The 21,772-nt window shown below is 67.2% G+C and carries 20 protein-coding genes; 14 read left to right on the forward strand and 6 right to left on the reverse strand.

The annotated features are described in order from the left end of the window. The first annotated feature begins 67 nt into the window (after window positions 1-67). The 13 genes from AC07V5_RS28480 (at window position 68) to AC07V5_RS28540 (ending at window position 12,691) form a co-directional block, all read left to right on the forward strand. Window positions 68-2,398 (forward strand): bifunctional salicylyl-CoA 5-hydroxylase/oxidoreductase, encoded by a 2,331-nt coding sequence (locus AC07V5_RS28480; RefSeq protein WP_495118984.1) that lies wholly within the window; start codon window positions 68-70, stop codon window positions 2,396-2,398. Further along, window positions 2,395-3,126, forward strand: a complete 732-nt coding sequence (locus AC07V5_RS28485) for an SDR family NAD(P)-dependent oxidoreductase (RefSeq protein WP_495118985.1) — start codon at window positions 2,395-2,397, stop codon at window positions 3,124-3,126. Before AC07V5_RS28480 ends, AC07V5_RS28485 begins: the two co-directional genes overlap by 4 nt. Window positions 3,127-3,224: 98 nt before the next feature. Next, window positions 3,225-3,677: a MarR family winged helix-turn-helix transcriptional regulator gene (locus AC07V5_RS28490; protein WP_495118986.1), complete on the forward strand. Its 453-nt coding sequence runs from the start codon at window positions 3,225-3,227 to the stop codon at window positions 3,675-3,677. Then, a complete protein-coding gene (locus AC07V5_RS28495; RefSeq protein WP_495118987.1) occupies window positions 3,674-4,513 on the forward strand; it encodes an enoyl-CoA hydratase family protein in 840 nt (279 codons plus the stop codon). Before AC07V5_RS28490 ends, AC07V5_RS28495 begins: the two co-directional genes overlap by 4 nt. A 1-nt stretch (window position 4,514) precedes the next feature. Then, window positions 4,515-5,651, forward strand: a complete 1,137-nt coding sequence (locus tag AC07V5_RS28500; RefSeq protein ID WP_495118988.1) for an acyl-CoA dehydrogenase family protein — start codon at window positions 4,515-4,517, stop codon at window positions 5,649-5,651. A gap of 3 nt (window positions 5,652-5,654) precedes the next feature. After that, window positions 5,655-7,253 carry an AMP-binding protein gene (locus AC07V5_RS28505; RefSeq protein WP_495118989.1) on the forward strand — a complete coding sequence of 533 codons (1,599 nt, stop codon included), beginning with the start codon at window positions 5,655-5,657 and terminating at the stop codon, window positions 7,251-7,253. Window positions 7,254-7,276: 23 nt separating this feature from the next. Continuing rightward, window positions 7,277-8,443, forward strand: coding sequence for an ABC transporter substrate-binding protein (locus AC07V5_RS28510; RefSeq protein ID WP_495118990.1), 1,167 nt, complete (start codon window positions 7,277-7,279; stop codon window positions 8,441-8,443). Between the two features lie 2 nt (window positions 8,444-8,445). Beyond that, on the forward strand, window positions 8,446-9,366 hold the full coding sequence (locus AC07V5_RS28515; protein WP_495118991.1) for a branched-chain amino acid ABC transporter permease: 921 nt from the start codon (window positions 8,446-8,448) through the stop codon (window positions 9,364-9,366). Beyond that, window positions 9,359-10,309: a branched-chain amino acid ABC transporter permease gene (locus AC07V5_RS28520; RefSeq protein WP_495118992.1), complete on the forward strand. Its 951-nt coding sequence runs from the start codon at window positions 9,359-9,361 to the stop codon at window positions 10,307-10,309. The genes AC07V5_RS28515 and AC07V5_RS28520 overlap by 8 nt, the downstream gene beginning before the upstream one ends. Then, window positions 10,287-11,054, forward strand: a complete 768-nt coding sequence (locus AC07V5_RS28525) for an ABC transporter ATP-binding protein (RefSeq protein ID WP_495119348.1) — start codon at window positions 10,287-10,289, stop codon at window positions 11,052-11,054. The genes AC07V5_RS28520 and AC07V5_RS28525 overlap by 23 nt, the downstream gene beginning before the upstream one ends. A gap of 82 nt (window positions 11,055-11,136) precedes the next feature. Then, a complete protein-coding gene (locus tag AC07V5_RS28530) occupies window positions 11,137-11,838 on the forward strand; it encodes an ABC transporter ATP-binding protein (RefSeq protein WP_495119349.1) in 702 nt (233 codons plus the stop codon). Window positions 11,839-11,840: 2 nt separating this feature from the next. Next, window positions 11,841-12,278 (forward strand): acyl-CoA thioesterase, encoded by a 438-nt coding sequence (locus AC07V5_RS28535; protein WP_495118993.1) that lies wholly within the window; start codon window positions 11,841-11,843, stop codon window positions 12,276-12,278. Continuing rightward, window positions 12,275-12,691 carry a RidA family protein gene (locus tag AC07V5_RS28540; protein WP_495118994.1) on the forward strand — a complete coding sequence of 139 codons (417 nt, stop codon included), beginning with the start codon at window positions 12,275-12,277 and terminating at the stop codon, window positions 12,689-12,691. The genes AC07V5_RS28535 and AC07V5_RS28540 overlap by 4 nt, the downstream gene beginning before the upstream one ends. Before the next feature lie 6 nt (window positions 12,692-12,697). Here AC07V5_RS28540 and AC07V5_RS28545 read toward each other — a convergent pair whose 3' ends face one another. The 6 genes from AC07V5_RS28545 to AC07V5_RS28570 are packed head-to-tail and all read right to left on the reverse strand — an operon-like array spanning window position 12,698 to window position 18,534. After that, a complete protein-coding gene (locus AC07V5_RS28545) occupies window positions 12,698-13,309 on the reverse strand; it encodes a hypothetical protein (RefSeq protein ID WP_495118995.1) in 612 nt (203 codons plus the stop codon). Window positions 13,310-13,360: 51 nt separating this feature from the next. Further along, window positions 13,361-14,167, reverse strand: coding sequence for a DeoR/GlpR family DNA-binding transcription regulator (locus AC07V5_RS28550; RefSeq protein ID WP_495118996.1), 807 nt, complete (start codon window positions 14,165-14,167; stop codon window positions 13,361-13,363). Window positions 14,168-14,211: 44 nt separating this feature from the next. Further along, the gene (locus AC07V5_RS28555) at window positions 14,212-15,168 is read right to left on the reverse strand and encodes an N-acetylglucosamine kinase (protein WP_495118997.1); all 957 of its coding nucleotides are present in this window, start codon (window positions 15,166-15,168) and stop codon (window positions 14,212-14,214) included. Next, complete coding sequence (locus AC07V5_RS28560; RefSeq protein WP_495118998.1) at window positions 15,165-16,343, reverse strand: SIS domain-containing protein; 1,179 nt, start codon at window positions 16,341-16,343, stop codon at window positions 15,165-15,167. Before AC07V5_RS28560 ends, AC07V5_RS28555 begins: the two co-directional genes overlap by 4 nt. Before the next feature lie 2 nt (window positions 16,344-16,345). Then, window positions 16,346-17,629 carry a D-tagatose-bisphosphate aldolase, class II, non-catalytic subunit gene (locus tag AC07V5_RS28565; protein ID WP_495118999.1) on the reverse strand — a complete coding sequence of 428 codons (1,284 nt, stop codon included), beginning with the start codon at window positions 17,627-17,629 and terminating at the stop codon, window positions 16,346-16,348. Next, window positions 17,626-18,534 carry an EamA family transporter gene (locus AC07V5_RS28570; RefSeq protein WP_495119000.1) on the reverse strand — a complete coding sequence of 303 codons (909 nt, stop codon included), beginning with the start codon at window positions 18,532-18,534 and terminating at the stop codon, window positions 17,626-17,628. Before AC07V5_RS28570 ends, AC07V5_RS28565 begins: the two co-directional genes overlap by 4 nt. A 382-nt stretch (window positions 18,535-18,916) precedes the next feature. On the opposite strand from AC07V5_RS28570, the gene AC07V5_RS28575 reads away from it, so the two are divergent. After that, complete coding sequence (locus AC07V5_RS28575; RefSeq protein WP_495119001.1) at window positions 18,917-21,739, forward strand: TonB-dependent receptor; 2,823 nt, start codon at window positions 18,917-18,919, stop codon at window positions 21,737-21,739. Window positions 21,740-21,772 lie beyond the last annotated feature (33 nt).

Genomic DNA, 21,772 nt, shown 5'->3' on the forward strand with positions numbered 1-21,772 from the left:
TTTGTCCCGCGTTGGCGGGCTTGCCAAAATGCTTGACGCATGAACTATTGATTTCTAAAGTGGTGCAATGCGCATCACCTGCATTGGCGGCGGACCCGCCGGCCTCTACTTCGCACTGCTGATGAAGAAGGCCGACCCGGCACACGAGGTGCGTGTGCTGGAGCGCAACCGCGCGGGCGACACCTTTGGCTGGGGCGTCGTGCTGTCTGACCAGACCGTCGACGCGTTGCGCGAGGCTGACCCGGAGACCGCCGAGCAGATCAGCGAGGCCTTCAACCACTGGGACGACATCGCCGTCCACTTCCGCGGCCGCAGCATCGTCTCCAGCGGCCACGGCTTTTGCGGCATCGGCCGCAAGAAGCTGCTCAATCTGCTGCAGGCGCGCTGTGAGGCGCTGGGCGTGGAGCTGGTCTACGAGACCGACGTGGCCGATGACGCGGAGATCGACGCCGATCTCATCATTGCCGCCGATGGCCTGAACAGCCGCATCCGCCAGAAGTACGCCGCCACCTACCAACCCGACGTCGACCTGCGCGCCTGCCGCTTCGTGTGGCTGGGCACGACCAAGCTCTTCGACGCCTTCACTTTCGACTTTCAGCAGACGGAGTGGGGCTGGTTCCAGGCCCACGCCTACCGCTTCGACGCGATGCACTCGACCTTCATCGTCGAGGCGCCCGAAGACGTCTGGCGCGCCGCCGGCATCGAGGCGATGAGCAAGGAAGAGGGCATCGCCTTCTGCGAAAAGCTGTTCGCCAAGGTGCTGGACGGCCACCCGCTGATCTCCAACGCCAGCCACTTGCGCGGCTCGGCGTCGTGGATCCGCTTCCCGCGCGTCGTCTGCAAGACCTGGGTGCATCACAACGGCAGCGCACCGGTCGTGCTGATGGGCGACGCGGCTCACACGGCGCACTTCTCCATCGGCTCAGGCACCAAGCTCGCGCTGGAAGACGCCATCGACCTGGCGCGTGACATTCAGGCGCATGGAGACCTGCAAACGGCGCTGGACGCCTATCAAGCCACCCGTAGCATCGAGGTGCTGCGCATCCAGAATGCTGCGCGCAACTCCACCGAGTGGTTCGAGAACGTCGAGCGCCATGCGCGCCTGGCGCCCGAGCAGTTCGCCTACTCGCTGCTGACCCGTTCGCAGCGCATCTCGCACGAGAACCTGAGGCTGCGCGACGCTCGCTATGTTGGCGAGTTCGAAAATTGGCTGGCGGCGCAGAGTGGTGTGGACGCCCAGGTGCCACCGATGTTCACGCCCTTCAAGCTGCGTGACGTTACTCTGAAGAACCGCGTCGTCGTATCGCCCATGGCCCAGTACAGCTGCGAGGACGGCATCCCCGGCGACTACCACCTGGCCCACCTCGGCGCGCGGGCGCTGGGCGGCGCCGGCCTCGTCTTCGCCGAGATGACCTGCGTTTCGCCAGACGCGCGCATCACGCCCGCCTGCCCCGGCCTGTGGAACGACGCCCAGGGTGCGGCCTGGCAGCGCATCGTCGAGCATGTGCACACCAGCAGCAGCGCGCGCATCGCGATGCAGCTCGGCCATGCCGGCCCTAAGGGCTCGACCCGCGTGCCGTGGGAGGGCGAAGACCTGCCGTTGCCCGACGGCAATTGGCCGCTGATCTCGGCCTCGCCGCAGCAATACCTCGACGGCATCAGCCAGGTCGCGCGAGCGATGACGCGTGCCGACATGGACCGCGTTCGAGAGGACTTCTTGAGTGCCGCCCGCCGCGCGGCCGATGCTGGCTTCGACTGGCTGGAGCTGCACTGCGCCCACGGCTATCTGCTGTCGGCTTTCATCTCGCCGCTGACCAACCGGCGCGACGACGACTACGGCGGCTCGCTGGACAACCGGCTGCGCTACCCGCTGGAAGTCTTTGCCGCGCTACGCGAGGTCTGGCCACTGGATCGGCCCATGTCCGTGCGCATCTCGGCCCACGACTGGGTGCCCGGCGGCACGATGCCTGAGGACGCCGTCGCCATCGCCGCCGCGTTCAAGCAGGCCGGTGCGGACCTCATCGATGTGTCCTCCGGCCAGGTCAGCAAGGCGCAGAAGCCGGTCTACGGCCGCATGTTCCAGACGCCGTTTTCGGAGAGCATCCGCAACCGCGTTGGCATCGCGACCATGGCCGTCGGCGCCATCTCCGAGGCCGACCATGTCAACAGCATCATTGCCTCCGGCCGCGCCGACCTCTGCGCCATCGCGCGGCCGCACCTGGCCAACCCGGCCTGGACGCTGACCGAGGCGGCGCGCATCGGCTATCGCGGGCCCATCGGGCTGGAATGGCCGAAGCAGTACCTGTCCGGCAAGAGCCAGCTGGAGCGCGAGTTCGAACGCCAGCGCGCCGGCAACGTGGCGGCGGCCGAACAGGCCAACAAGGCATTGGGCGTATGAAACACGCAGTGGTTACCGGTGGCGGGAGCGGCATTGGCGCTGCGGTGGCGAAGCGGCTGCTAGCCGACGGCTGGCGCGTCACGCTGATGGGGCGCAGCCATGAGCGCCTGCTGGCTCAGCAAGCGACGCTGGGCGGCGTCGCCATCCAGGTCTGCGATGTGTCCGACGAAGCCAGTGTCACCGCCGCCTTCTCGGCCGTGGGCGACGTAGACCTCCTCGTCAACAACGCCGGCCAGGTCGAGACCGGGCCGCTGCACAAGACCTCGCTGGAACTCTGGCAGCGCCTGCTCAACGTCAACCTGACTGGCACTTTCCTGTGCAGCCGCGCGGTGCTGCCGGGCATGCTGGCGCGCAAACAGGGCCGCATCGTCAACGTGGCCAGCACGGCGGCGCTCAAGGGCTACGCCTATGTCGCTGCTTACTGCGCCGCCAAGCACGGCGTGCTGGGGTTGACGCGTGCGATGGCGCTGGAGGTGGCCACCAAGGGCGTGACGGTCAACGCCGTCTGCCCCGGCTACACCGAGACAGACATCGTCGCGAATGCCGTCGACACCATCGTCGCCAAGACCGGCCGCACGGCCGAGCAGGCGAGGGCGGAACTGGCCAAGGCCAATCCGCAGGGCCGGTTGATCCAGCCTGAAGAAGTCGCCGACACGGTCGCATGGCTCATCGCCAGCCCCGGCGTCAACGGTCAGGCCATCGCGGTTTGCGGCGGGGAGACGATGTGAGCGCCGCGCGGCCGTCCGGAGGCGCTCAGCTCCCGCTTGGCGGGACAGCGCGAAGCGCGAAGGGTGCCCAAGTTGTCGACATCGACCTGGAAACGCGGTTGTCGGACGACGACCACCAGGCGCTCAAGCTCTGGCTGCGCCTGCTGTCCTGCACCACGCGCGTGGAAGACCAGATCCGCCAGCGCCTGCGCGCCGACTTCGGCACCACGCTGCCGCGCTTCGACCTGCTCGCGCAGCTGGAGCGCCACCCCGATGGCCTGACCATGCGCGAGCTGTCCAAGCGCCTGATGGTGACGGGCGGCAATGTGACGGGCATCACCGACCAACTCGAAGCCGAAGGCTTCGTGCTGCGCGAGACCCGCGCCGACGACCGCCGCAGCTTCATCGTCAAGCTCACGCCCCAAGGCCGCCGCCAATTCAAGCGCATGGCCGCCACGCACGAGGGCTGGATCGTCGAGCTCTTCGCCGGCTGGACGCCCGCGCAGAAGACCCAGGTTCAGGACCTGCTCGCGACACTTAAAACGCACCTGTCCAAGGACAACACGCCATGACCCCGCACCTGATCTCCGGCAACAGCCAGAGCCTGGCCGGCTACGAGCCCCAGCACTTCGTCTGGCAGCAGCAGGGGGCCGTCGGCCTCATCACGCTGAACCGGCCCGAGCGCAAGAACCCGCTGACCTTCGAGTCCTACGCCGAGTTGCGCGACCTGTTCCGCCGCCTGAGCTATGTCGACGACGTGAAGGCCATCGTCATCCAAGGCGCCGGCGGCAACTTCTGCTCCGGCGGCGACGTGCACGAGATCATCGGCCCGCTGACCGGCATGAGCATGCCCGACCTGCTGGCCTTCACACGCATGACGGGCGACCTCGTCAAGGCCATGCGTGCCTGCCCCCAGCCCATCCTCGCGGCCATCGACGGCGTCTGTGCCGGCGCGGGCGCCATCATGGCCATGGCGTCGGACCTGCGCGTGGGCACGGCGCGCAGCAAGACGGCGTTTCTCTTCACCCGCGTCGGTCTGGCCGGCTGCGACATGGGCGCCTGCGCCATGCTGCCGCGCATCGTCGGCCAGGGTCGAGCGTCGGACCTGCTCTACAGCGGCCGCAGCCTGGGCGGCGAAGAGGCACTGAACTGGGGTTTCCTGAACCGCATGGTGGTGCCCGAGCAGCTGCTGGATGAGACGCTGAAATGGGCCAGCGACATTGCGGCAGGCCCCAGCTTCGGCCACGCGATGACCAAGCGCATGCTGCATCAGGAATGGTCCATGGGCGTGGACGAGGCCATCGAATCCGAGGCCCAGGCCCAAGCCATCTGCATGATGACCAAGGACTTCCACCGCGCCTACGAGGCCTTCGTGGTCAAGCAGAAGCCGGTCTTCCAGGGGGATTGAGATGAGCCATCTCGACTGGCCCTTCTTCGACACCAAGCACCGCGAGTTGGCGAACGCGCTGGACGCGTGGTGCACCGAGAACCTGCAGCACGTGGACCACGACGGTGACGTGGACGGTGAATGCCGGCGTCTTGTCGCGCTGCTCGGCAAGGCCGGCTGGTTGAACCACGCCGTGGCCGGTGAAGGCCAGGCCATCGATACGCGTGCCATCTGCCTGATCCGCGAGACGCTGGCTAAGCACGATGGTCTGGCGGACTTCGCCTTCGCGATGCAGGGCCTGGGCTCGGGCGCGATCTCGCTGCAGGGCACGCTGGCTCAGCGCGAGCGCTACCTGCCTCGCGTGGCGAGGGGCGAGGCGTTGTCGGCCTTCGCACTGTCCGAACCCGAGGCCGGCTCCGACGTGGCCGCCATGCAGTGCAGCGCCACCGAGGACGGCGACAGCTACGTGCTGAACGGCGAGAAGACCTGGATCTCCAATGGTGGCATCGCCGACTTCTACGTGCTGTTCGCCCGCACGGGCGAAGCCCCCGGCTCGCGTGGCATCTCGGCCTTCATCGTCGATGCCGACTTGCCGGGCTTCGAGATTGCCGAGCGCATCGACGTCATCGCGCCGCATCCGCTGGCACGTTTGCGTTTCACGAATTGCCGTGTGCCCAAGAGCCAGATGCTGGGTGCGCCTGGCGAGGGCTTCAAGCTGGCCATGCGCACGCTGGATGTCTTCCGCACCTCCGTCGCCGCCGCTGCGCTGGGCTTTGCGCGGCGCGCGCTGCAGGAGGGTTTGAACCAGGCCAAGTCGCGCCCCATGTTCGGCGCCCGCCTGGCCGACCTGCCGCTCACGCAAGCCAAGCTGGCCGATATGGCCTGCACGGTGGATTCGTCGGCGCTGATGGTCTACCGCGCCGCCTGGCTGCGCGACCAGGGCAAGACCATCACCAAGGAGGCCGCGATGGCCAAGCTGATGGCGACCGAGGGCGCTCAGCAGGTCATCGACGCGGCGGTGCAGCTCTTCGGCGGCCGTGGTGTGCGCCGTGGCGAGATCGTCGAATCCCTTTATCGCGAAATCCGTGCGCTGCGCATCTACGAGGGTGCCAGCGAAGTGCAGCAGCTGATCATCGGCCGCGAACTGTTGAAGGCCTGAACCATGCACCCATCGGCCCACCTGGATACCTTCGCAAGAGACCACCTCCCGCCGCAGGACCAGTGGCCGGAGCTGGTCTTCGATCTGCCAGAGCTGCAGTTCGGCCCCAAGCTGAATGCAGCCGCTGAGCTGCTGGACCGTTGGGTCGAGCAAGGTGAGGGCGCACGGCCCTGCGTCCAGGGCGCTGGTGTGCGCTGGACCTATGCCGAGCTGCAGGCCGAAGCCAACCGCATCGCCAACGTTTTGGTCGACGAATTCGGCGTCGTACCCGGCAACCGGGTCCTGCTGCGCGGTGCGAACACGCCGCAGCTGGCGGCCTGCTGGTTCGCCGTCATGAAGGCGGGCGCCATCGCGGTGGCGACGATGCCGCTGCTGCGTGCGGTCGAGCTGGGCAAGGTCATTGCCAAGGCCGAGGTCACGCATGCGCTGTGCGACGCGACCCTGGCCGATGAGCTCGTCGCGGCCCAGTTGCAGAACCCCGTGCTGCGAGGCATCTGCCACTACCGCAGCTCAGAGCCTGATGGCCTCGAAGCCCGAGCGGCCCGCCAGGCCGCCACCTTCACCAACATCGACACGGCCAGTGACGACTGCGCGCTGATCGCCTTCACCTCGGGTACGACCGGCCAGCCCAAAGGCACGATGCACTTCCATCGTGACGTCATCGCCATCTGCCGCTGCTGGCCGGTGCACTGCCTGCGCGCGCAGGCGAGCGACGTCTTCATCGGAAGCCCGCCGCTGGCCTTCACCTTTGGCCTGGGCGGCCTGCTGCTCTTCCCGATGAGCGTGGGTGCGTCCGCGGTACTGCTGGAAAAGCCCGCGCCCGACTTGCTGCTGGCTGCCATCGCCCAGCACCGCGCGACGGTCTGCTTCACGGCGCCGACGTCGTACCGCGCGATGGCGCCGTTGGTGGGCCAGCACGATCTCTCGTCCCTGCGCAAATGCGTCAGCGCTGGCGAGGCCCTGCCGGCCGCGACGCGCGCGTTGTGGAAGCAGGCCACGGGCATCGAGTTGCTTGATGGCATCGGTGCCACCGAGCTGCTGCACATCTTCATCTCGCACACCGAGGAAACGGCCAAGGGCGGCGCGACCGGCAAGCCCGTGCCCGGCTACCAGGCCTGCATCCTCGACGACGGCGGCCAGCCGCTGCGCGCGGGCCAGGTCGGCCACCTTGCGGTGAAAGGCCCGACCGGCTGCCGCTATCTCGCCGACGAACGCCAGCACCAGTATGTGCAAGACGGCTGGAACCTGACCGGCGACTCCTACCTCATCGACGACGAGGGCTACTTCGTCTACCAGGCCCGCACCGACGACATGATCATCTCGGGCGGCTACAACATCGCCGGCCCCGAGGTCGAGGCCGCGCTGCTCAGCCACCCCGCGGTGGCCGAATGCGGCGTCATCGGCGTGCCCGACGAAGAACGCGGCCAGCTCGTCAAGGCCTTTGTCGTGCTGCGCGAGGGCCATGCAGGTGACGTGAAGGCCCTGCAGGAGCATGTGAAGGCCACCATCGCGCCCTACAAATACCCACGCGCCATCGAGTTCCGCACCAGCTTGCCGCGCACCGAGACGGGCAAACTGCAGCGCTTTAAGCTCAAAGCCTGACCCCTTCCAAGGAGACCCTGCGCATGAAGAAGATCTTTGCCGCCGTCACCCTCGGCCTTGCCTTGCTCCCCGCGGCCCAGGCCGCCGACAAGCTCAAGGTCGGCTTCCTGAGCACGCTGTCCGGCCCCGGTGCCGGCCTGGGCGTGGACATCCGCGACGGCTTTGCGCTGGGGCTCAAGCACAGCGGCGGCAAGCTGGGCGGCCTGCCTGTCGAGGTGGTCACGGCCGATGACCAGCAGAACCCCGAGGTTGCCAAGCAGAGCGCCGAGCGCCTGATCAAGCGCGACAAGGTCGACCTCATGACCGGCATCGTGTTTTCCAACATCATGCTGGCCGTTGGCCCCGCGGTCTTCGACGCCAAGATTCCCTACATCAGCGCCAACGCCGGCCCGTCGCAATACGCGGGCGAGCAGTGCAACCCTTACTTCTTCAACGTCGCCTGGCAGAACGACAACCTGCACGAGGCCGTCGGCAAGACGGTGACGGAGAAGGGCTTCAAGAAGCTGGTGCTGCTGGCGCCCAACTACCCGGCGGGCAAGGACGCGATGACGGGCTTCAAGCGTTACTACAAGGGCGCCGTCGTCGAGGAGATCTACACCAAGCTCGGCCAGCTCGACTACGCGGCTGAGCTGGCCCAGGCCCGCGCCGCCAAGCCGGATGCGATGTACATCTTCCTGCCCGGTGGCATGGGCATCAACTTCATCAAACAGTTCGTCGGCGCGGGGCTGTCCAAGGACGTGACGCTGTTCGGCCCGGGCTTCTCGGCCGACGAGGACGTCATCAAGGCGGTGGGCGAGCCCATGCTGGGCATGTTCAACAGCTCGCACTGGGCGCATGACATGGACAACGCGGCGAACAAGAAGTTCGTCGCTGATTTCGTCAAGGACTACGGCCGCCTGCCGTCGCTGTATGCGAGCCAGGGGTATGACGCGGCGCTGCTGATGAATGCGGCGGTGCGTGATGTGAAGGGCAAGGTCGAGGACAAGCCGGCGTTGCTGAAGGCAATCAAGGCTGCCAAGTTCGAGTCGGTGCGCGGGCCTTTCAAGTTCAACAAGAACCAGTACCCCATCCAGGATTACTACCTGCGCGTCATCACCAAGGACGGCCAGGGCCGGGTGACGAACCGGACGCTGGGCAAGATCTTCACGCAGCATGAGGACGCCTACGCCGCCTCCTGCAAGATGAACTGAGGATGGACTGGATCCTGGTCACCGAACAGGCCTTGAACGGCCTGCAATTCGGCCTGATGCTCTTCCTGCTCGCCGCAGGGCTGACCCTCGTGTTCGGCATCATGGACATGATCAATCTGGCCCATGGCTCGCTCTACATGGTGGGTGCCTACCTGGCTGCGGCGGTCGCTGCGGCCACGGGCTCTTTCCTGCTGGCTGTCGTTGCGGCGCTTGTGGGCACAGCCGTCCTCGGGATGCTGCTCGAAGTCACTCTGCTGCGAAGGCTCTACGCCCGCGACCACCTCAGCCAGGTGCTGGCGACGTTCGCACTCATCCTCATGCTCAACGAAGGCGTCCGCATCCTCTGGGGCGACCAGCCGCTGATGCTGAATACGCCCACCGCCCTGTCCGGCCCGGTCGAACTACTGCCGGGTCTGTTCTACCCGGCCTACCGCCTGCTCATCATCGGCGTCGGCCTCGCTGTCGCGCTGCTGATGTGGCTGCTCGTCACCCGCACCCGCGCCGGCATGTGGGTGCGTGCCGGTGCGTCGAACCGCCAGATGGCAACAGCCATGGGCATCGACATCAGCAAGCTGTTCACCGCCGTGTTCGGCCTGGGCGCCGCGCTGTGCGCGCTGGCCGGCGCGCTGCTGGGCCCGCTGCTGGCCGTGCAGGTGGGCATGGGCGAAAGCATCCTCATCCTGGCCTTTGTCGTCATCGTCGTCGGCGGCATCGGCTCGGTGCGCGGCGCGCTGGTGGGGTCGCTGTTGGTCGGCGTGGTGGACACCGCCAGCCGCACGTTGCTGCCGGCCGCGCTGCGCCAGCTCGCTTCGCCCGAGGTCGCGTCCAACCTCGGTCCGGCACTGGCGTCCATCCTCATCTACGTGCTGATGGCCGCCATCCTGTTCTGGAAGCCTCGCGGCCTCTTCCCGGCCCATGGCTGAAGCGCGCAGCCTCCACCACCGCGGGCTCGGCGCCTGGGCGTGGCCGCTGCTGGCCCTGCTCGCCGCACTGCCGCCGCTGTTGCAGGCCGTGGGCCTGGAGTTCTACACGGTCGTCGCGACGCGCATCCTTATCTTCGCCATCGCGGCGTCCAGCCTCAACCTCATCCTCGGCTTCGGTGGGCTCGTCAGCTTTGGGCACGCGGCCTACATCGGCCTGGGCGCCTACACGGTGGGCGTGCTGATGGATGCGGGCGTTACGTCGGCCTGGGTCGCGTGGCCGGCAGCTTGTGTTGTCAGCGCCCTCGCAGCGGCAGTTATCGGCGCCATCAGCCTGCGCACGCGCGGCGTCTACTTCATCATGATCACGCTGGCCTTTGCCCAGATGTTCTATTTCCTGGCCGTGTCGCTGAAGGCCTATGGCGGTGACGACGGCCTGCCGCTGGCGCAGCGTTCGGTGCTGGGCCTCGGGCTCGACCTCAAGGACGACGCGAGCTTCTACTGGGTGGCGCTGCTGCTCTGCGCCGCTGTCATGGCGGGCCTGCAACGCCTGATGAACTCGCCCTTCGGCTGGCTGCTGCAGGGCGCGCGCGAGAACGAGGTGCGCGTGGCCGCCGCGGGCGGCCGCGTGTTCGCGCTGCGTTGGCAGGCCTTCGTGCTCGCGGGTGCCATCGCGGGCCTGGCGGGTGCCATGCTGGCGAACCTGAACGGGCTGGTGTCGCCGCACCTGATGCACTGGTCGCAGTCCGGCCAGCTGATGGTCATGGTCATCATTGGTGGCGCGGGTGCGTTGTGGGGCGGCCCGTTGGGCGCGCTGGCGCTGCTGCTGCTGGAGGAGCTGCTGTCCGGCTACACCCTGCATTGGCAGTTGGGCTTGGGTGCGCTGCTGCTGCTCGTCGTGCTGTACGCGCCGCGCGGCTTGGCTGGAGGCTGGCGTCGTGCTTGAGGTCAAACAACTCGTCAAGCGCTTTGGCGCCTTGGCCGCGACCGATGGTGCGAGCTTCGAGGTTCGCGCGGGCGAGCTGCATGCGCTGATCGGCCCCAACGGCGCGGGCAAGACGACGCTCATCCACCAGATCTCCGGCGCGCTCGCTCCCGACTCGGGTGCCATCGTCTTCGACGGCCAGGACGTCACGCGGCAGGGCATGGCCCGCCGCGTGCAGGCCGGGCTCGTGCGCAGCTTCCAGATCACCAGCCTTTTCAAGCCCTGCTCGGTGCGCGACAACCTCGTGCTGGCCGTGCTGGCACGGCGCGAAGGTGCGCCGTCCTGGTGGCGAAGCGCCTGCGCCGATGCTGCCGCGCACGACGAAGCGGATGCCCTGCTCGCGCGCGTCGGCCTGGCACCCCAAGCCGACCGCATCGCCGGCGAGCTGGCGCATGGCGAACAGCGCCAGCTCGAAGTCGGCCTCGCCCTGGCCGCGCGGCCCCGCCTGCTGCTGCTGGACGAGCCACTGGCTGGCATGGGGCCGGATGAATCGGCTCGCATGGTGGAGCTGCTGCTGGCGCTCAAGCGCGAAGGCCTGACGCTGCTGCTCGTCGAGCACGACATGGACGCTGTCTTCCGCCTCGCCGACCGCATCTCCACGCTGGTGGCCGGCCGTGTCATCGCCAGCGGCTCGCCCGCCGAGATCCGCGAGCATGCCGAGGTGAAGCGTGCTTACCTTGGCGACGAGTTAGAGGCGGCCGCATGAGCGCTGCGCCGGGCCGCCCCAAGCAAGCTCGCTCCCGCTTGGCGGGACAGGCCGCAGGCCGAAGGGTGCACCAGTGACTGCCTTGCTCGAAATCAAGGACCTGCAAGCCGGCTATGGCGCCAGCCAGGTGCTGTTCGGCCTGGACCTCTCGATGAAGGCGGGTGAGGTCGCGACGCTGCTGGGCCGCAACGGCATGGGCAAGAGCACGCTGCTGCGCTGCCTGTGCGGCTGGATGGCGCCCAGCAGCGGCCGCATCGTCTTCTGTGGCCAGGACATCACCGGCTGGCCGGCCGACCGCATCGCGCGGCTGGGGCTGGCACTGGTGCCCGAGGGGCGGCAGGTGTTCCCCAACCTCAGCGTGCACGAGCACCTGCGCGCCTTCGCGGCCAACCGCAGCGGCGCGGTCGAGCCGTGGACGGTGGAGCGTGTCTATGGCCTCTTCCCCCGCCTGGCCGAGCGCGCGGGCCACATGGGCCAGCAGCTGTCGGGCGGTGAGCAACAGATGCTGGCCATCGGCCGGGCTCTCGTCACCAATCCGCGCCTGCTGGTGCTGGACGAGGCGACCGAAGGCCTGGCGCCCTTGGTGCGCGAGGAGATCTGGCGCTGCCTGGACCTGCTGCGCGCCGCGGGCCAGACCATCCTCGTCGTCGACAAATACGTGCAGCGGCTGATTCGCCTGGCCGACCACCACACCGTCGTCGAGCGCGGCCGCGTCGCCTGGGCCGGCCCGTCGGCCGCGCTGGCGGCCGAGCCGGCGCTGTGGCAGAAGCATCTGGGGGTTTGATGATGAGCGCCTTCGCCTTCCAGCGTGAACAGCTCGTGCGCTTCGGCCACTGCGACCCGGCCGGCATCGTGTTCTACCCGCGCTATTTCGAGATGCTCAACGAGCTGATCGAGGACTGGTTTGCGCACGACCTCGGTCTGCCCTTTGACGTGCTGATCGGGCAGCGCCAGATCGGCATGCCCACGGCACAACTGGACACGCGCTTCCTGCGCGTCAGCCGCCATGGCGACCGCCTTGCGCAAACCATCCGCATCGAGCGCCTGGGCGGTGGCTCGATGACGCTGCACATTGCCTTCGAAGGTGACGACGGCACGCGCGTCGAGTTCACGCAGGTGCTGGTATGCACCTCGCTCGCCACACATAAGCCCCAGGCCTTTCCCGCCGATCTGCGTGCCGCGCTGGAGCGCTCGCTCGCCGCACAACAGGAGACAAACACATGAGCAACAGCAAGCAAATCCTGCAGCCCGCAGGTTGGACCCAGCCGCGCGGCTATGCCAATGGCGTGGCGGCACAAGGCCGCCAGGTGTTCGTGGCCGGCCAGATCGGCTGGAACGAGTGCTGCGAGTTCGACAGCGACGACTTCATTGCTCAGGTGCGCCAGACCCTGCTCAACATCCGCGCCGTGCTGGCCGAAGCGGGCGCCGCGCCCGAGCACATCGTGCGCATGACCTGGTACCTCCTCGACAAGCGCGAATACATCGCCCGCGGCCGTGAGGTGGGCCAGGCCTACCGCGACGTGCTGGGCCGCGACTACGGCATCGCGATGAGCGCCGTGCAGGTGTCGGCGTTGATGGAGGACCGGGCCAAGGTGGAAATCGAAGTCACGGCCGTCGTGCCGGATGCGCCGGCCTAAAAAGCGTCATTCCAGCTTGAAGTCCGGATTGATTCGAACGGTTGTGTTGGCCTGCAGCCTCTTGATTTCGGCGTCTAGGGGTGGGCCCAGGCGTTGTTGAGCCAAGTGGTTAGACACCCGCTGCCTAGTTTCTGATATTGGTGCGCCTTTGAATTGATTTTTATATGTTCGAATGAATGAATCGATTTCGGATTCAGAAGGTTTTATTTTTGAAAGCACGACTTCTTCCATATACAACCCTCCTAATGCATGTGCTGAGGCAAGTTCTTGAAGTGTCGTGCAATAAAAGTCATTAGCCTTGTTGCCCAGCGCTGTATCCAGTTGGTACTTGGCCGCGACCGTTCGCTCCTGAATATCCCTATGCTGCGCAATTCCAATGCGAAGGGCAGCCTGGGACTGCATCTCGATTTGTGCTGCAATGCTATGTAGATTTTCCTTCGGTGCTCGCAAATAGACAGCGTGTAGAAGTCTGATAAATTGTCCTGAGATCGGCTTGTCATTTACCCACAGCGCCGTAATCGATGGCGGCGGTGAGTCGACATTGCAATCTGCTGCAATTGCGCTTTCGCACAAGAACGTCGCAAGAGCGACGGCAAGATATTTGATTGCAAGTTGCATATATCTGTATCGCGAACGAATCAAGCACGCTCAAACAAGTGGTCATTCAATCTAAGCCAACACCACCTCAATCCCCCGCCCCCTCAACTGATCCACGATGGCCTGATCCGCCCCGGTGTCGGTGATCAGCATGTCCAGTTGTTCCACCGGCGCGATGACGGACAGGTTGCGTTTCATCAGCTTGGACGCGTCCGCCACGGCGACGACCTGGCGGCTGATCTTCATCATCTGGGCGTTGAGCTGGGCTTCGAGCAGGTGCGGCGTCATCAAGCCGATGTCGGGGTCGAGGCTGTCGACGCCGAGGAAGAGGCGGTCGGCGTACAGGCCCTGCAAAGCCGCCACGGCTTGCGGGCCGGACAGCGAATAGGAATTGGGCCGCAGCTGGCCGCCCGGCATGATGAGGTTGACGTGCGGCACCGTCGCCAGCAGGGCAGCGATGTTGAGTGCGTTGGTGATGACGTTCAGCGACGTGAGGCGCAGGCCGCGGATCTGCTTGGCGATCTCTTCGGTGGTGGAGCCCGAGTCGAGCAGGATGGTTTCGCCGTCGCGGATCATCTTGGCGGCCTCGATGGCGATGCGGGCCTTCTGCTCGTGGCGCAGCTTCTGCTTGACGCCGATGGGCACTTCCTCGGTGTCGCGCTGGGCCAGCGCGCCGCCATGGGTGCGCAGCACGGCGCCGGTGGAGGCCAGCGAGTTCAGGTCGCTGCGGATGGTGACGACGGAGGTGCCGAAGCGCTCGGCCAATTCGTCCACCGTGACGCGGCCCTGCGTCTGCACCAGTTCGCGGATGAGCCGGCGCCGCTCGTCGATGAGCAACGGGCTTTCGGTTTTCGCGGGGAGTGAGAGGGAGGCGGGCATGCGGGGGCGGAAGGCGGGGCCGACTTTCGAATGATATCGACGGCTCAGCCGTCGAGCCGCGCCAGCGCCTCGGGCGAGAGCGGCCGGCCACCCAGGCGCGCCGCGTACAGCGCCGCGCCAAGCTCCGGCCCGAAGCGCGGCGTCTTCAGCACTGAGCCCGGCAGGCGCCGCGCCAGCGCGGCTTGCAGCGGCCCCAGCACCAGCTCGCCGGCCGCGAACACGCCGCCGGAATAGGACACGGGCACGGCCTGGATGCCGGTCACGCCCAGGTTGCGGGCGACGCCGGCGGCGAGAGCGGCCAACTCATCGCCAGCGCGCACGAGCAACTGACGGGCCTGAACGTCGCCGGCGTGGGCGGCGGCCGTGGCCAGGCGGGCGACCTGGGCCAGTTCGCTGCGCGCGGCGCTGCCGTTGATCTCGCCGCAGAGGTCGAGGTCGTGCTTCAGCTCGAAGTGCTCACGCACCAGGGCCAGCAGCGGGCCGGGCTCGGCGCGGCAGTCGGCCATGCGCGAGAACAGCGCCAGCACCTCGCGAGCCAGCCAGTGGGCCGAGCCCTCGTCGCCAAAGACCTCGCCCCAGCCGCCGCAGCGCGCGCCGCGGCCCATCCATTCGCCGTAGGCGATGGAGCCGGTGCCGGCGACAAGGCTGATGCCGTCGGCGCCAGCGAGCGACCCGGCCCAGCTGCAGATCATGTCGTTGCCGATGCGGCTGTGTGGCACCACACCGGCCAGCAGCGCGTCGAAGGTGGCGAGCAGCTCGCTGTCTTCGCCATGCGCGGGCAGGCCGGCGAAGGTGTAGCTGACGTCGCTCGCGGTGACGCCGGCCTGGCGCAGCGCGGCCTGCACGCCGTCGCGCAGCAGGGCGCGCAGCGCGTCGAAGCCGATCTCGATGTAGTAGCTCGTCGTCGACTCGTGGCGCGCGAGCAGGCGGCCGATCTCGTCCACGAGGACGAAGGCGGTCTTGGTGCCGCCACCGTCGATGCCGAGGAACATGGAACTCATCCTTGAGGCTGCTGGTTCACGGGGTGGATGGTGACACCGCTGACGACGCGGGTCACGGTGCCCGAGGCGCTGGGGTTGTCGGGCGTGATGCCGAGCTGCAGCGAGGCGAGCAGGGCCAGGCATTGCGCGAACACCAGGGCCACCGGGGCCAGGGCCAGGTCGGGCGCGCTGGCGGGCAGGGCCAGGCGCACGTCGTCGGCATGTGGCGCTTCAGCGCCATTCAGCGCGGTAGTGCGCAGCGCCAGCACGCGGGCCGGGCCTTGCTGGCGCAGCTCGCGCAGCAGGTCGAGGTCGTACTGGCGCGTGTAGGGGTCGTTGGACAGGACGATGACGACCAGCGTCTTGTCGTTGAGGATGGTCTTGGGGCCGTGGCGGAAGCCCAGCGTCGAGTCGGCCATGGCCACGAGCTTGCCGTCGGTCAACTCCAGCATCTTCAGCGCGGACTCGCGGGCCAGGCCCAGCAGCGTGTTGCTGCCGAGGAAGACGAAGCGCTCGAACGGCTTGTCGGTCAACGCGTAGAGGCGGTCGACTTCGCCTTCGGCCAGCGTCTGCGCGGCGCGAGCCAGGTCGGCCACAGGGGCCAGGGGCAGGCCGAAGGCCCAGACGGCGGCCAGCAGCATGCCGCTGAAGCTGGACGTCATGGCGAAGGCGCGGTCGTTCGTCTCGTCAGGCAGCAGCAGCACCCGCGCATTGGCCTGGCCGGCCATGCGGCGGTTCAGCGTGCCGTCTGCCGCGCAGGTGATGACGAGGTGGTGGCAGGTCTTGACGAAGCGGTCGGCCAGCTCCACGGCGGCCAGGCTTTCGGGGCTGTTGCCGGAGCGGGCGAAGGACACGAGCAGCGTCGGCACTTCGGGCTGCAGGCATTGCTCGGGGCTGGAGACGATGTCGGTCGTCGCCAGCGCCTCGACGCGGATGCCCGAGTGGGCGCTGAGGTGGCGCAGCAGGGCCGGCGCGATGCACTGGCCGATGAAGGACGAGCTGCCGGCGCCGGTCAGCACGATGCGCAGCTGGGGCAGGGCGAGCAACGGCGCCAGGAAGGCGTCGAGGGCGGGGCTCTCGGCTTGCAGTTGCTCGTAGACCGTCTGCCAGACGGCGGGTTGATGAGCGATCTCGCGGGCCGTGTGCGTGGCGCCGCGATGAGCGAGGTCGGTGGGGTCGAGATGGAGCAGAGTCATGTTCAGGCGGCGCAAGCGTGCAGGTAGGGGCGCAGGGCTTGGACAGTGCCGTCGCGCAGCAGGGAATCGGTGTGGGTGGTGATGCGGCCATCGCGCACGGCCTCGTACTGGCGGGGCAGGTACTGGCTGAGCAGCGTCAGCGGCGGCGGTGCGGCGTCCAGGCGGGCCAGCATGGTCCGGCAGGCCTCGCGCACGGCGGGGTGGGCCCAGTAGTAGCGGATGCGGTCGCTCAGGGAGTAGGACAGGTCGACGTTGAGTCGCTCCGGATCCTGGTAATAGCCACGCCAATGCTCGGGCTCGGCGCGCATGACGCCCAGCACGGTGTCGACCAGGCCTTCGCCCTTGCCGACCCATTCGCGCTCGACGGCGGCAAGCGCCCACAGCGTCTCGCGCAGCGCAAAGGTCACGCCGGGGCCAACCTTGAGGATGGCGAAGTGGTCGCGGGCCAGCTGGGCCAGGCGCTCGGGGGTCTGGTAGTCCGTCGAATGGGCTTCGAAAACGAGGCCGGGCTGGCTCTCGATGAAGGCACTCAAGGCGCGGGCCTTCTCGGGGCGGTAGTCGATGACCTTGTGGTGGTCGAACTCCACGCCGGGTTGCACGACCATGGCGACGACGCGTTCCCAGGCGGCTTCCAGGCCGGCGCGCTGGAAGGCGACACGGTGCAGTTCCAGCGTGGACGCGGCGGCGTCGGGCGAGGTCACTTCCAGCTCGCCCAGGTCTTCATGCGCGCCACCGGGCACAGGCACTTCGGTGCCGATGACGTAGACCGGCGGGTCGCCGCGATCGGGCGACTGCAGCCAGGCCGTCTCGGCCGCGCGGCACAGGCGCACGGCGCGGGCGGCGATCTCGGGTTCGGGCAGGGGCAAGGGGTCACCGGCGCAGCTCATGGAGCAATCCAGATGGATCTTGCGGAAGCCCGCGGCCACGTACTGCGCCACCATCACCTCCGCCTTGGCCATGGCCGCATCGGCCGGCAGCTTGCGCCAGGCGTTGGGGCCGAGGTGGTCGCCGCCGAGCAGCAGCAGCTCGGGCGCCAGGCCCTCGGCTTCGGCCAGGCCTTGCACGTAGCGGCGGAAGTCCAGCGGCGTCATGCCGGTGTAGCCGCCGTCCTGGTTGACCTGGTTGGATGTGGCCTCGATGAGGGCCGGCCGGCCCTGCGCAGCGCATTCACGCAGCGTGGCGGCGATGACGACGGGGTGGGCGGAACAGACCGACGGGATGCCGACGGCCAATGAGCCGCTGGCCGCTTGCTTGTGGCGGCGCACGAGGTCGAGCATGAGCTTCATGCGGCGTCTCCTTGAACGGGTTGGGAAGAGGAAGAGGGGGTTTCGGGCTGCAGCGCCAAGAGCAGCGCGGCCAGCAGGGCCAGCGCGACGCCGGCCAGCTTGGCTCCGCCGGGCGCGGTGCCGCTCAGCGCCATCGAGAGCACGGCGGTCAGCAGCGGCGCGCCGGCGTTGACCAGCGGCGACACGACCATGGCCTTGCCGTAGCGGAAGGCGTAGACGAGCGTCAGCGCGCCAATGGCGTTCAGCACCTGGGTCACGGCGGCGAGGCCGGGGCCTTGCCAGCCCCAGTTGATGGGCTGGGAGAAGTCGGTCATCGCCAGCGCCACCGGCACGCAGGCCAAGGCACCCACGGTCATGTAGAAGAAGATGCTCTCGGCGCTGCTGCCTGCGTTGGCCAGCTTGATGAAGTACGCCTGCAGGCCCCAGGCCACCAGCACGACGAGCGCCAACACGAACCACAAGCCCAGGCCTTGCCCGCCTTGGCCGAGCTGCAGGTCAAACAGCGGCAGCGAGCACAGCGCCAGCAGGATGCCCGCCACGCCCAGCCGCCCGGTGCGCTCGCCCAGCAGGCCGAAGGACAGCGCGATGGTGAGTGCCGGCGACAGCGACACGATCGGGAAGATCAGGTAGGCCGGGCCGGACTGCACCGCGCGGAACAGCAGCATCTGGCCACCGGCGCCCAGAAGGCCCACGGTCAGGCCCAGCACGACGGAGCGGCGGTCGCGCTCGATGCGCCAGCCGCTGCGCGCCAGCACGATGACGGCGGGCGGGATCATCGTCAGCGCCCACACGACATAGATCAGCGTGTCCGGAAAACCATGCTCCGACGGCAGCCCGGCGAAGGCGCCCCACACACCCCAGAGCAGGGTGGTGGTGAGGGCATGGAAGAGCCATTTGCTCTGCATGAGGGAGATCTTTCGGGTTGCGTGCAGTCAACGGTGTCTGCTTTCGTGTGAAAGCATAAACGAACGAAAACGAAAACACAACGACGAAAACACCTTCGTATGCCAAATTCCGAGAGTGAGGGGCGAATCCCTATATAGCTCGCACTATTCCCTCTATGTCAGCGGGGTGGAAGGCTTTCGTGGCATGATTCATCGAAAGCATTCGGCATCGGTGAAAACTCTATACGAAATCAAACGAAAGAATTCGTAGACTTGCGTCAAGCCGACTCGGGGCACCTTCCGGGGCCGGCACAACGCACCGGGGGGAGCTGCCCCGGCACCCATCCGCAGATTGCTTCTTGCTGCCCTGAAGGCAGCCACGACACATAAAAGGAACCGTTCGATGAGTCCTCGCCTGCAACCCCGTTTTGCCCTGCACCCGCTGACCGCGGCCGGCCTGCTGGCCCTGGCTGCATTCGGCGCCCCGGCCTTCGCCCAGGAGGCCGCCAAGACCGACGCCGACAACACGCTGGACCGTGTCGAAGTGACCGGTACCCGCGCCAGCCTGCAGAAGTCCCTCGCCCTGAAGCGCAATGCCGCCGGTGTGCAGGACAGCATCAGCGCGACCGAGCTGGGCCGCTTCCCCGACAACAACGTGGCCGACTCGTTGAGCCACATCACCGGCGTGTCCATCTCGCGCACGGCCGGCGGCGAAGGCCAGAAGGTCAGCATCCGCGGCTTAGGGCCCGAGTACACGATCACGACCTTCAATGGCCGCCTGCTGGGCACCGACAGCGCTGGTCGCTATTTCGCTTATGACGTGCTGCCTGCTGACGTCATCAGCGGCGCCGACGTCGTCAAGTCCACCCAGGCCTCCCTCATCGAAGGCGCCATCGGCGGCCTGGTGAACCTGCGCTCCGCCAGCCCGTTCGACCAGAAGGGCCAGCGCGGCCTGCTGCGCGTGGAGGCTGACCGCAACCAGATGAGCAGCCTCAACGGCACCAAGGTGTCGGGCACCTACAGCAACACTTTCGGCGACACGGTGGGTGTGCTGCTGGGCGTGGTCTATGCCAAGCGCGACGTGCGCACCGACACGGCTGGCAACGACGGCGGCTGGAGCCGCAACCCTGCGCCGAACAAGCCGGAGCTCTTCTGGCCCTGGGGCAACACCTGGGGCGGCAATATCGACCCCAACGGCAATGGCCAGTTGGACCTGGACGAGGAAGGCCTGATCGCCCCGGGCCAGTTCCGCTTCGGCACCATCATGGAGAAGAAGGAGCGCATGGCGCTCTCCGGCAAGGTGGAGTGGCGGCCCAGCAGCGACGTGAAGATCGTCGTCGACGGCTTCAAGACGCGGCTCGATTCGCCCCAGGTGGGCTACCAGCTGTCGTTCTACCCGCTGTACGCACCGGGCCGCTGGTCCAACATGAAGATCACCAACGGCGTGGTCACCGACTTCACGCTGGCCAATCCCAACCCGGAAATGGCGCTCAACCCCGAGCTGCTGAACAAGACCGAGTACCGCGTGGTGGACACCGCGCTGTACGGTGCCAACGCGGAATGGAAGATCTCGCCGACGCTGAAAGCGACCGGTGACATCTACGAGTCCACCTCCAAGCGCCACTCCGGCGGCAACGACAGTTATGTCGTGCTGCGCATGAACCAGCCCAACGTCACGCGCATCCAGCTGACCGGCTCGGCCGTGCCCGATGTGAAGACCACCTTCGCCGACGGCCGCGACCTGCAGACCGGCCTGGCGCAGGGCCTGTTCAAGCCCAGCGACTTCAACACCCACTACTACAGCCGGGCCGGTGACAACATCGACGACAAGATCGATGGTGCGAGCGGCAACCTCGAGTGGAAGCTGGACCGCTTCTACATCGACCAGCTGAAGTTCGGCCTCAGCCAGACCAACCGCAAGAAGTCGCGTGACCTGATCAACAACGCGTTCAATGCGGGCGACGGCCACTACTCCGGCCAGAACGCGATCAACGTCGGCACGCTGGGCGGCAACGTCATCAACCAGACGCTGAGCCCCAACGGCTTCCTGGACGGCGTCAGCGGCAACTTCCCGCGCAGCTTCCTGGGCTTCGATGTCAACAACTACGCAGACGCCCTGAAGGCGTATGACGGCAAGCCGCGCCCTGGTGGCGGCGTCTACAGCTCGGCCGCCTCCGCCCCGGCCTGGAACCCGCTCGAAAGCTACCGCGTGACGGAGAAGACGACCACCGCCTTCGTGCAGGCCGACCTGTCGGGCGATGGCTGGAACGCGGATGCCGGCTTGCGCTTCGTGAGGACCAAGACGACCGCCCAGGCCTGGGACGCCAAGATCACCAACATCATCGAGAACGGCGCATTCAACTACACGGCCGTGTATGCAGCGCCTTCGGTCGTGCAGCAGGAGACCAGCTACAGCTTCGCGCTGCCGTCGGTCAACTTCACCTGGCTCTTCACCGACGCCTTGCAACTGCGCCTGGGTGCGGCCAAGACCATGGCCCGCCCGTCGGTGGACAAGCTGGCGCCCACGAGCACGACGCAGAGCATCTCCTGGGGTGACTTCACCCAGGTCTTCGGCGGCAACGCCGAGCTCAAGCCCTACAGCGCCCGCCAGGTCGATGCATCGCTGGAGTGGTACTACGCCAAGGACTCGGCGCTCACCTTCGCCGTCTACCAAAAGAACATCAAGAACCAGATCACCAGCATCTGGCTGACGGGCCAGGACATCGGCGCTCCGGGCGGACGGCTGTTCAACATCAGCAAGCCCATCAACGGCGACAAGGCCTTGGCGCGCGGCTTCGAGATCGGCCTGCAGCACCTGTTCGACAACGGCTTCGGCGTGCGGGCGCAGTACACCCGCAACAAGTCGCGCAGCTGGGTGGGCGGCGAGGAGCGTGCGCTGGAGGGCATCGCGCCGGCCACGTCGTCGTTCGGCGTGCTGTACGAGAAGGGCCCCTGGAGCATGAGTGCCACGGCCGACCACACCGACGCCTTCGTCACCGCCACCAACGTGCTGGGCGCCGGCTTCAACGAGCGCGCCAAGGCCGTGACCTGGGCGACGGCCCAGATCGCCTACGAGGTCAACAAGTGGCTGCGCATCAGCCTGGAAGGCAACAACCTGACGGATGCGACGCAGGAGTACACGCTGGGCAACGACAGCGTCAAGCTGCCCCAGGGCTACTACCGCTACGGTCGCTCGTTCACTGTGGGCGCAAGCCTGAAGTTCTGATGCAGAAACGAGGCCCCTCGCCCAGTCTCGCGC

It is taken from the genome of Roseateles sp. GW821-FHT02E12 (genome assembly GCF_059421665.1).

Excerpts from the sequence above, each read along its gene's own strand:
- AC07V5_RS28480 (WP_495118984.1), top strand. The coding sequence starts at position 68 with ATGCGCATCACCTGCATTGGCGGCGGACCCGCCGGCCTCTACTTCGCA.
- AC07V5_RS28510 (WP_495118990.1), top strand. The coding sequence starts at position 7,277 with ATGAAGAAGATCTTTGCCGCCGTCACCCTCGGCCTTGCCTTGCTCCCC.
- AC07V5_RS28545 (WP_495118995.1), bottom strand. The coding sequence starts at position 13,309 with ATGCAACTTGCAATCAAATATCTTGCCGTCGCTCTTGCGACGTTCTTG.
- AC07V5_RS28555 (WP_495118997.1), bottom strand. The coding sequence starts at position 15,168 with ATGAGTTCCATGTTCCTCGGCATCGACGGTGGCGGCACCAAGACCGCC.
- AC07V5_RS28485 (WP_495118985.1), top strand. The coding sequence starts at position 2,395 with ATGAAACACGCAGTGGTTACCGGTGGCGGGAGCGGCATTGGCGCTGCG.
- AC07V5_RS28560 (WP_495118998.1), bottom strand. The coding sequence starts at position 16,343 with ATGACTCTGCTCCATCTCGACCCCACCGACCTCGCTCATCGCGGCGCC.
- AC07V5_RS28540 (WP_495118994.1), top strand. The coding sequence starts at position 12,275 with ATGAGCAACAGCAAGCAAATCCTGCAGCCCGCAGGTTGGACCCAGCCG.
- AC07V5_RS28565 (WP_495118999.1), bottom strand. The coding sequence starts at position 17,629 with ATGAAGCTCATGCTCGACCTCGTGCGCCGCCACAAGCAAGCGGCCAGC.
- AC07V5_RS28575 (WP_495119001.1), top strand. The coding sequence starts at position 18,917 with ATGAGTCCTCGCCTGCAACCCCGTTTTGCCCTGCACCCGCTGACCGCG.
- AC07V5_RS28535 (WP_495118993.1), top strand. The coding sequence starts at position 11,841 with ATGAGCGCCTTCGCCTTCCAGCGTGAACAGCTCGTGCGCTTCGGCCAC.
- AC07V5_RS28505 (WP_495118989.1), top strand. The coding sequence starts at position 5,655 with ATGCACCCATCGGCCCACCTGGATACCTTCGCAAGAGACCACCTCCCG.
- AC07V5_RS28570 (WP_495119000.1), bottom strand. The coding sequence starts at position 18,534 with ATGCAGAGCAAATGGCTCTTCCATGCCCTCACCACCACCCTGCTCTGG.
- AC07V5_RS28500 (WP_495118988.1), top strand. The coding sequence starts at position 4,515 with ATGAGCCATCTCGACTGGCCCTTCTTCGACACCAAGCACCGCGAGTTG.
- AC07V5_RS28515 (WP_495118991.1), top strand. The coding sequence starts at position 8,446 with ATGGACTGGATCCTGGTCACCGAACAGGCCTTGAACGGCCTGCAATTC.
- AC07V5_RS28550 (WP_495118996.1), bottom strand. The coding sequence starts at position 14,167 with ATGCCCGCCTCCCTCTCACTCCCCGCGAAAACCGAAAGCCCGTTGCTC.
- AC07V5_RS28520 (WP_495118992.1), top strand. The coding sequence starts at position 9,359 with ATGGCTGAAGCGCGCAGCCTCCACCACCGCGGGCTCGGCGCCTGGGCG.
- AC07V5_RS28495 (WP_495118987.1), top strand. The coding sequence starts at position 3,674 with ATGACCCCGCACCTGATCTCCGGCAACAGCCAGAGCCTGGCCGGCTAC.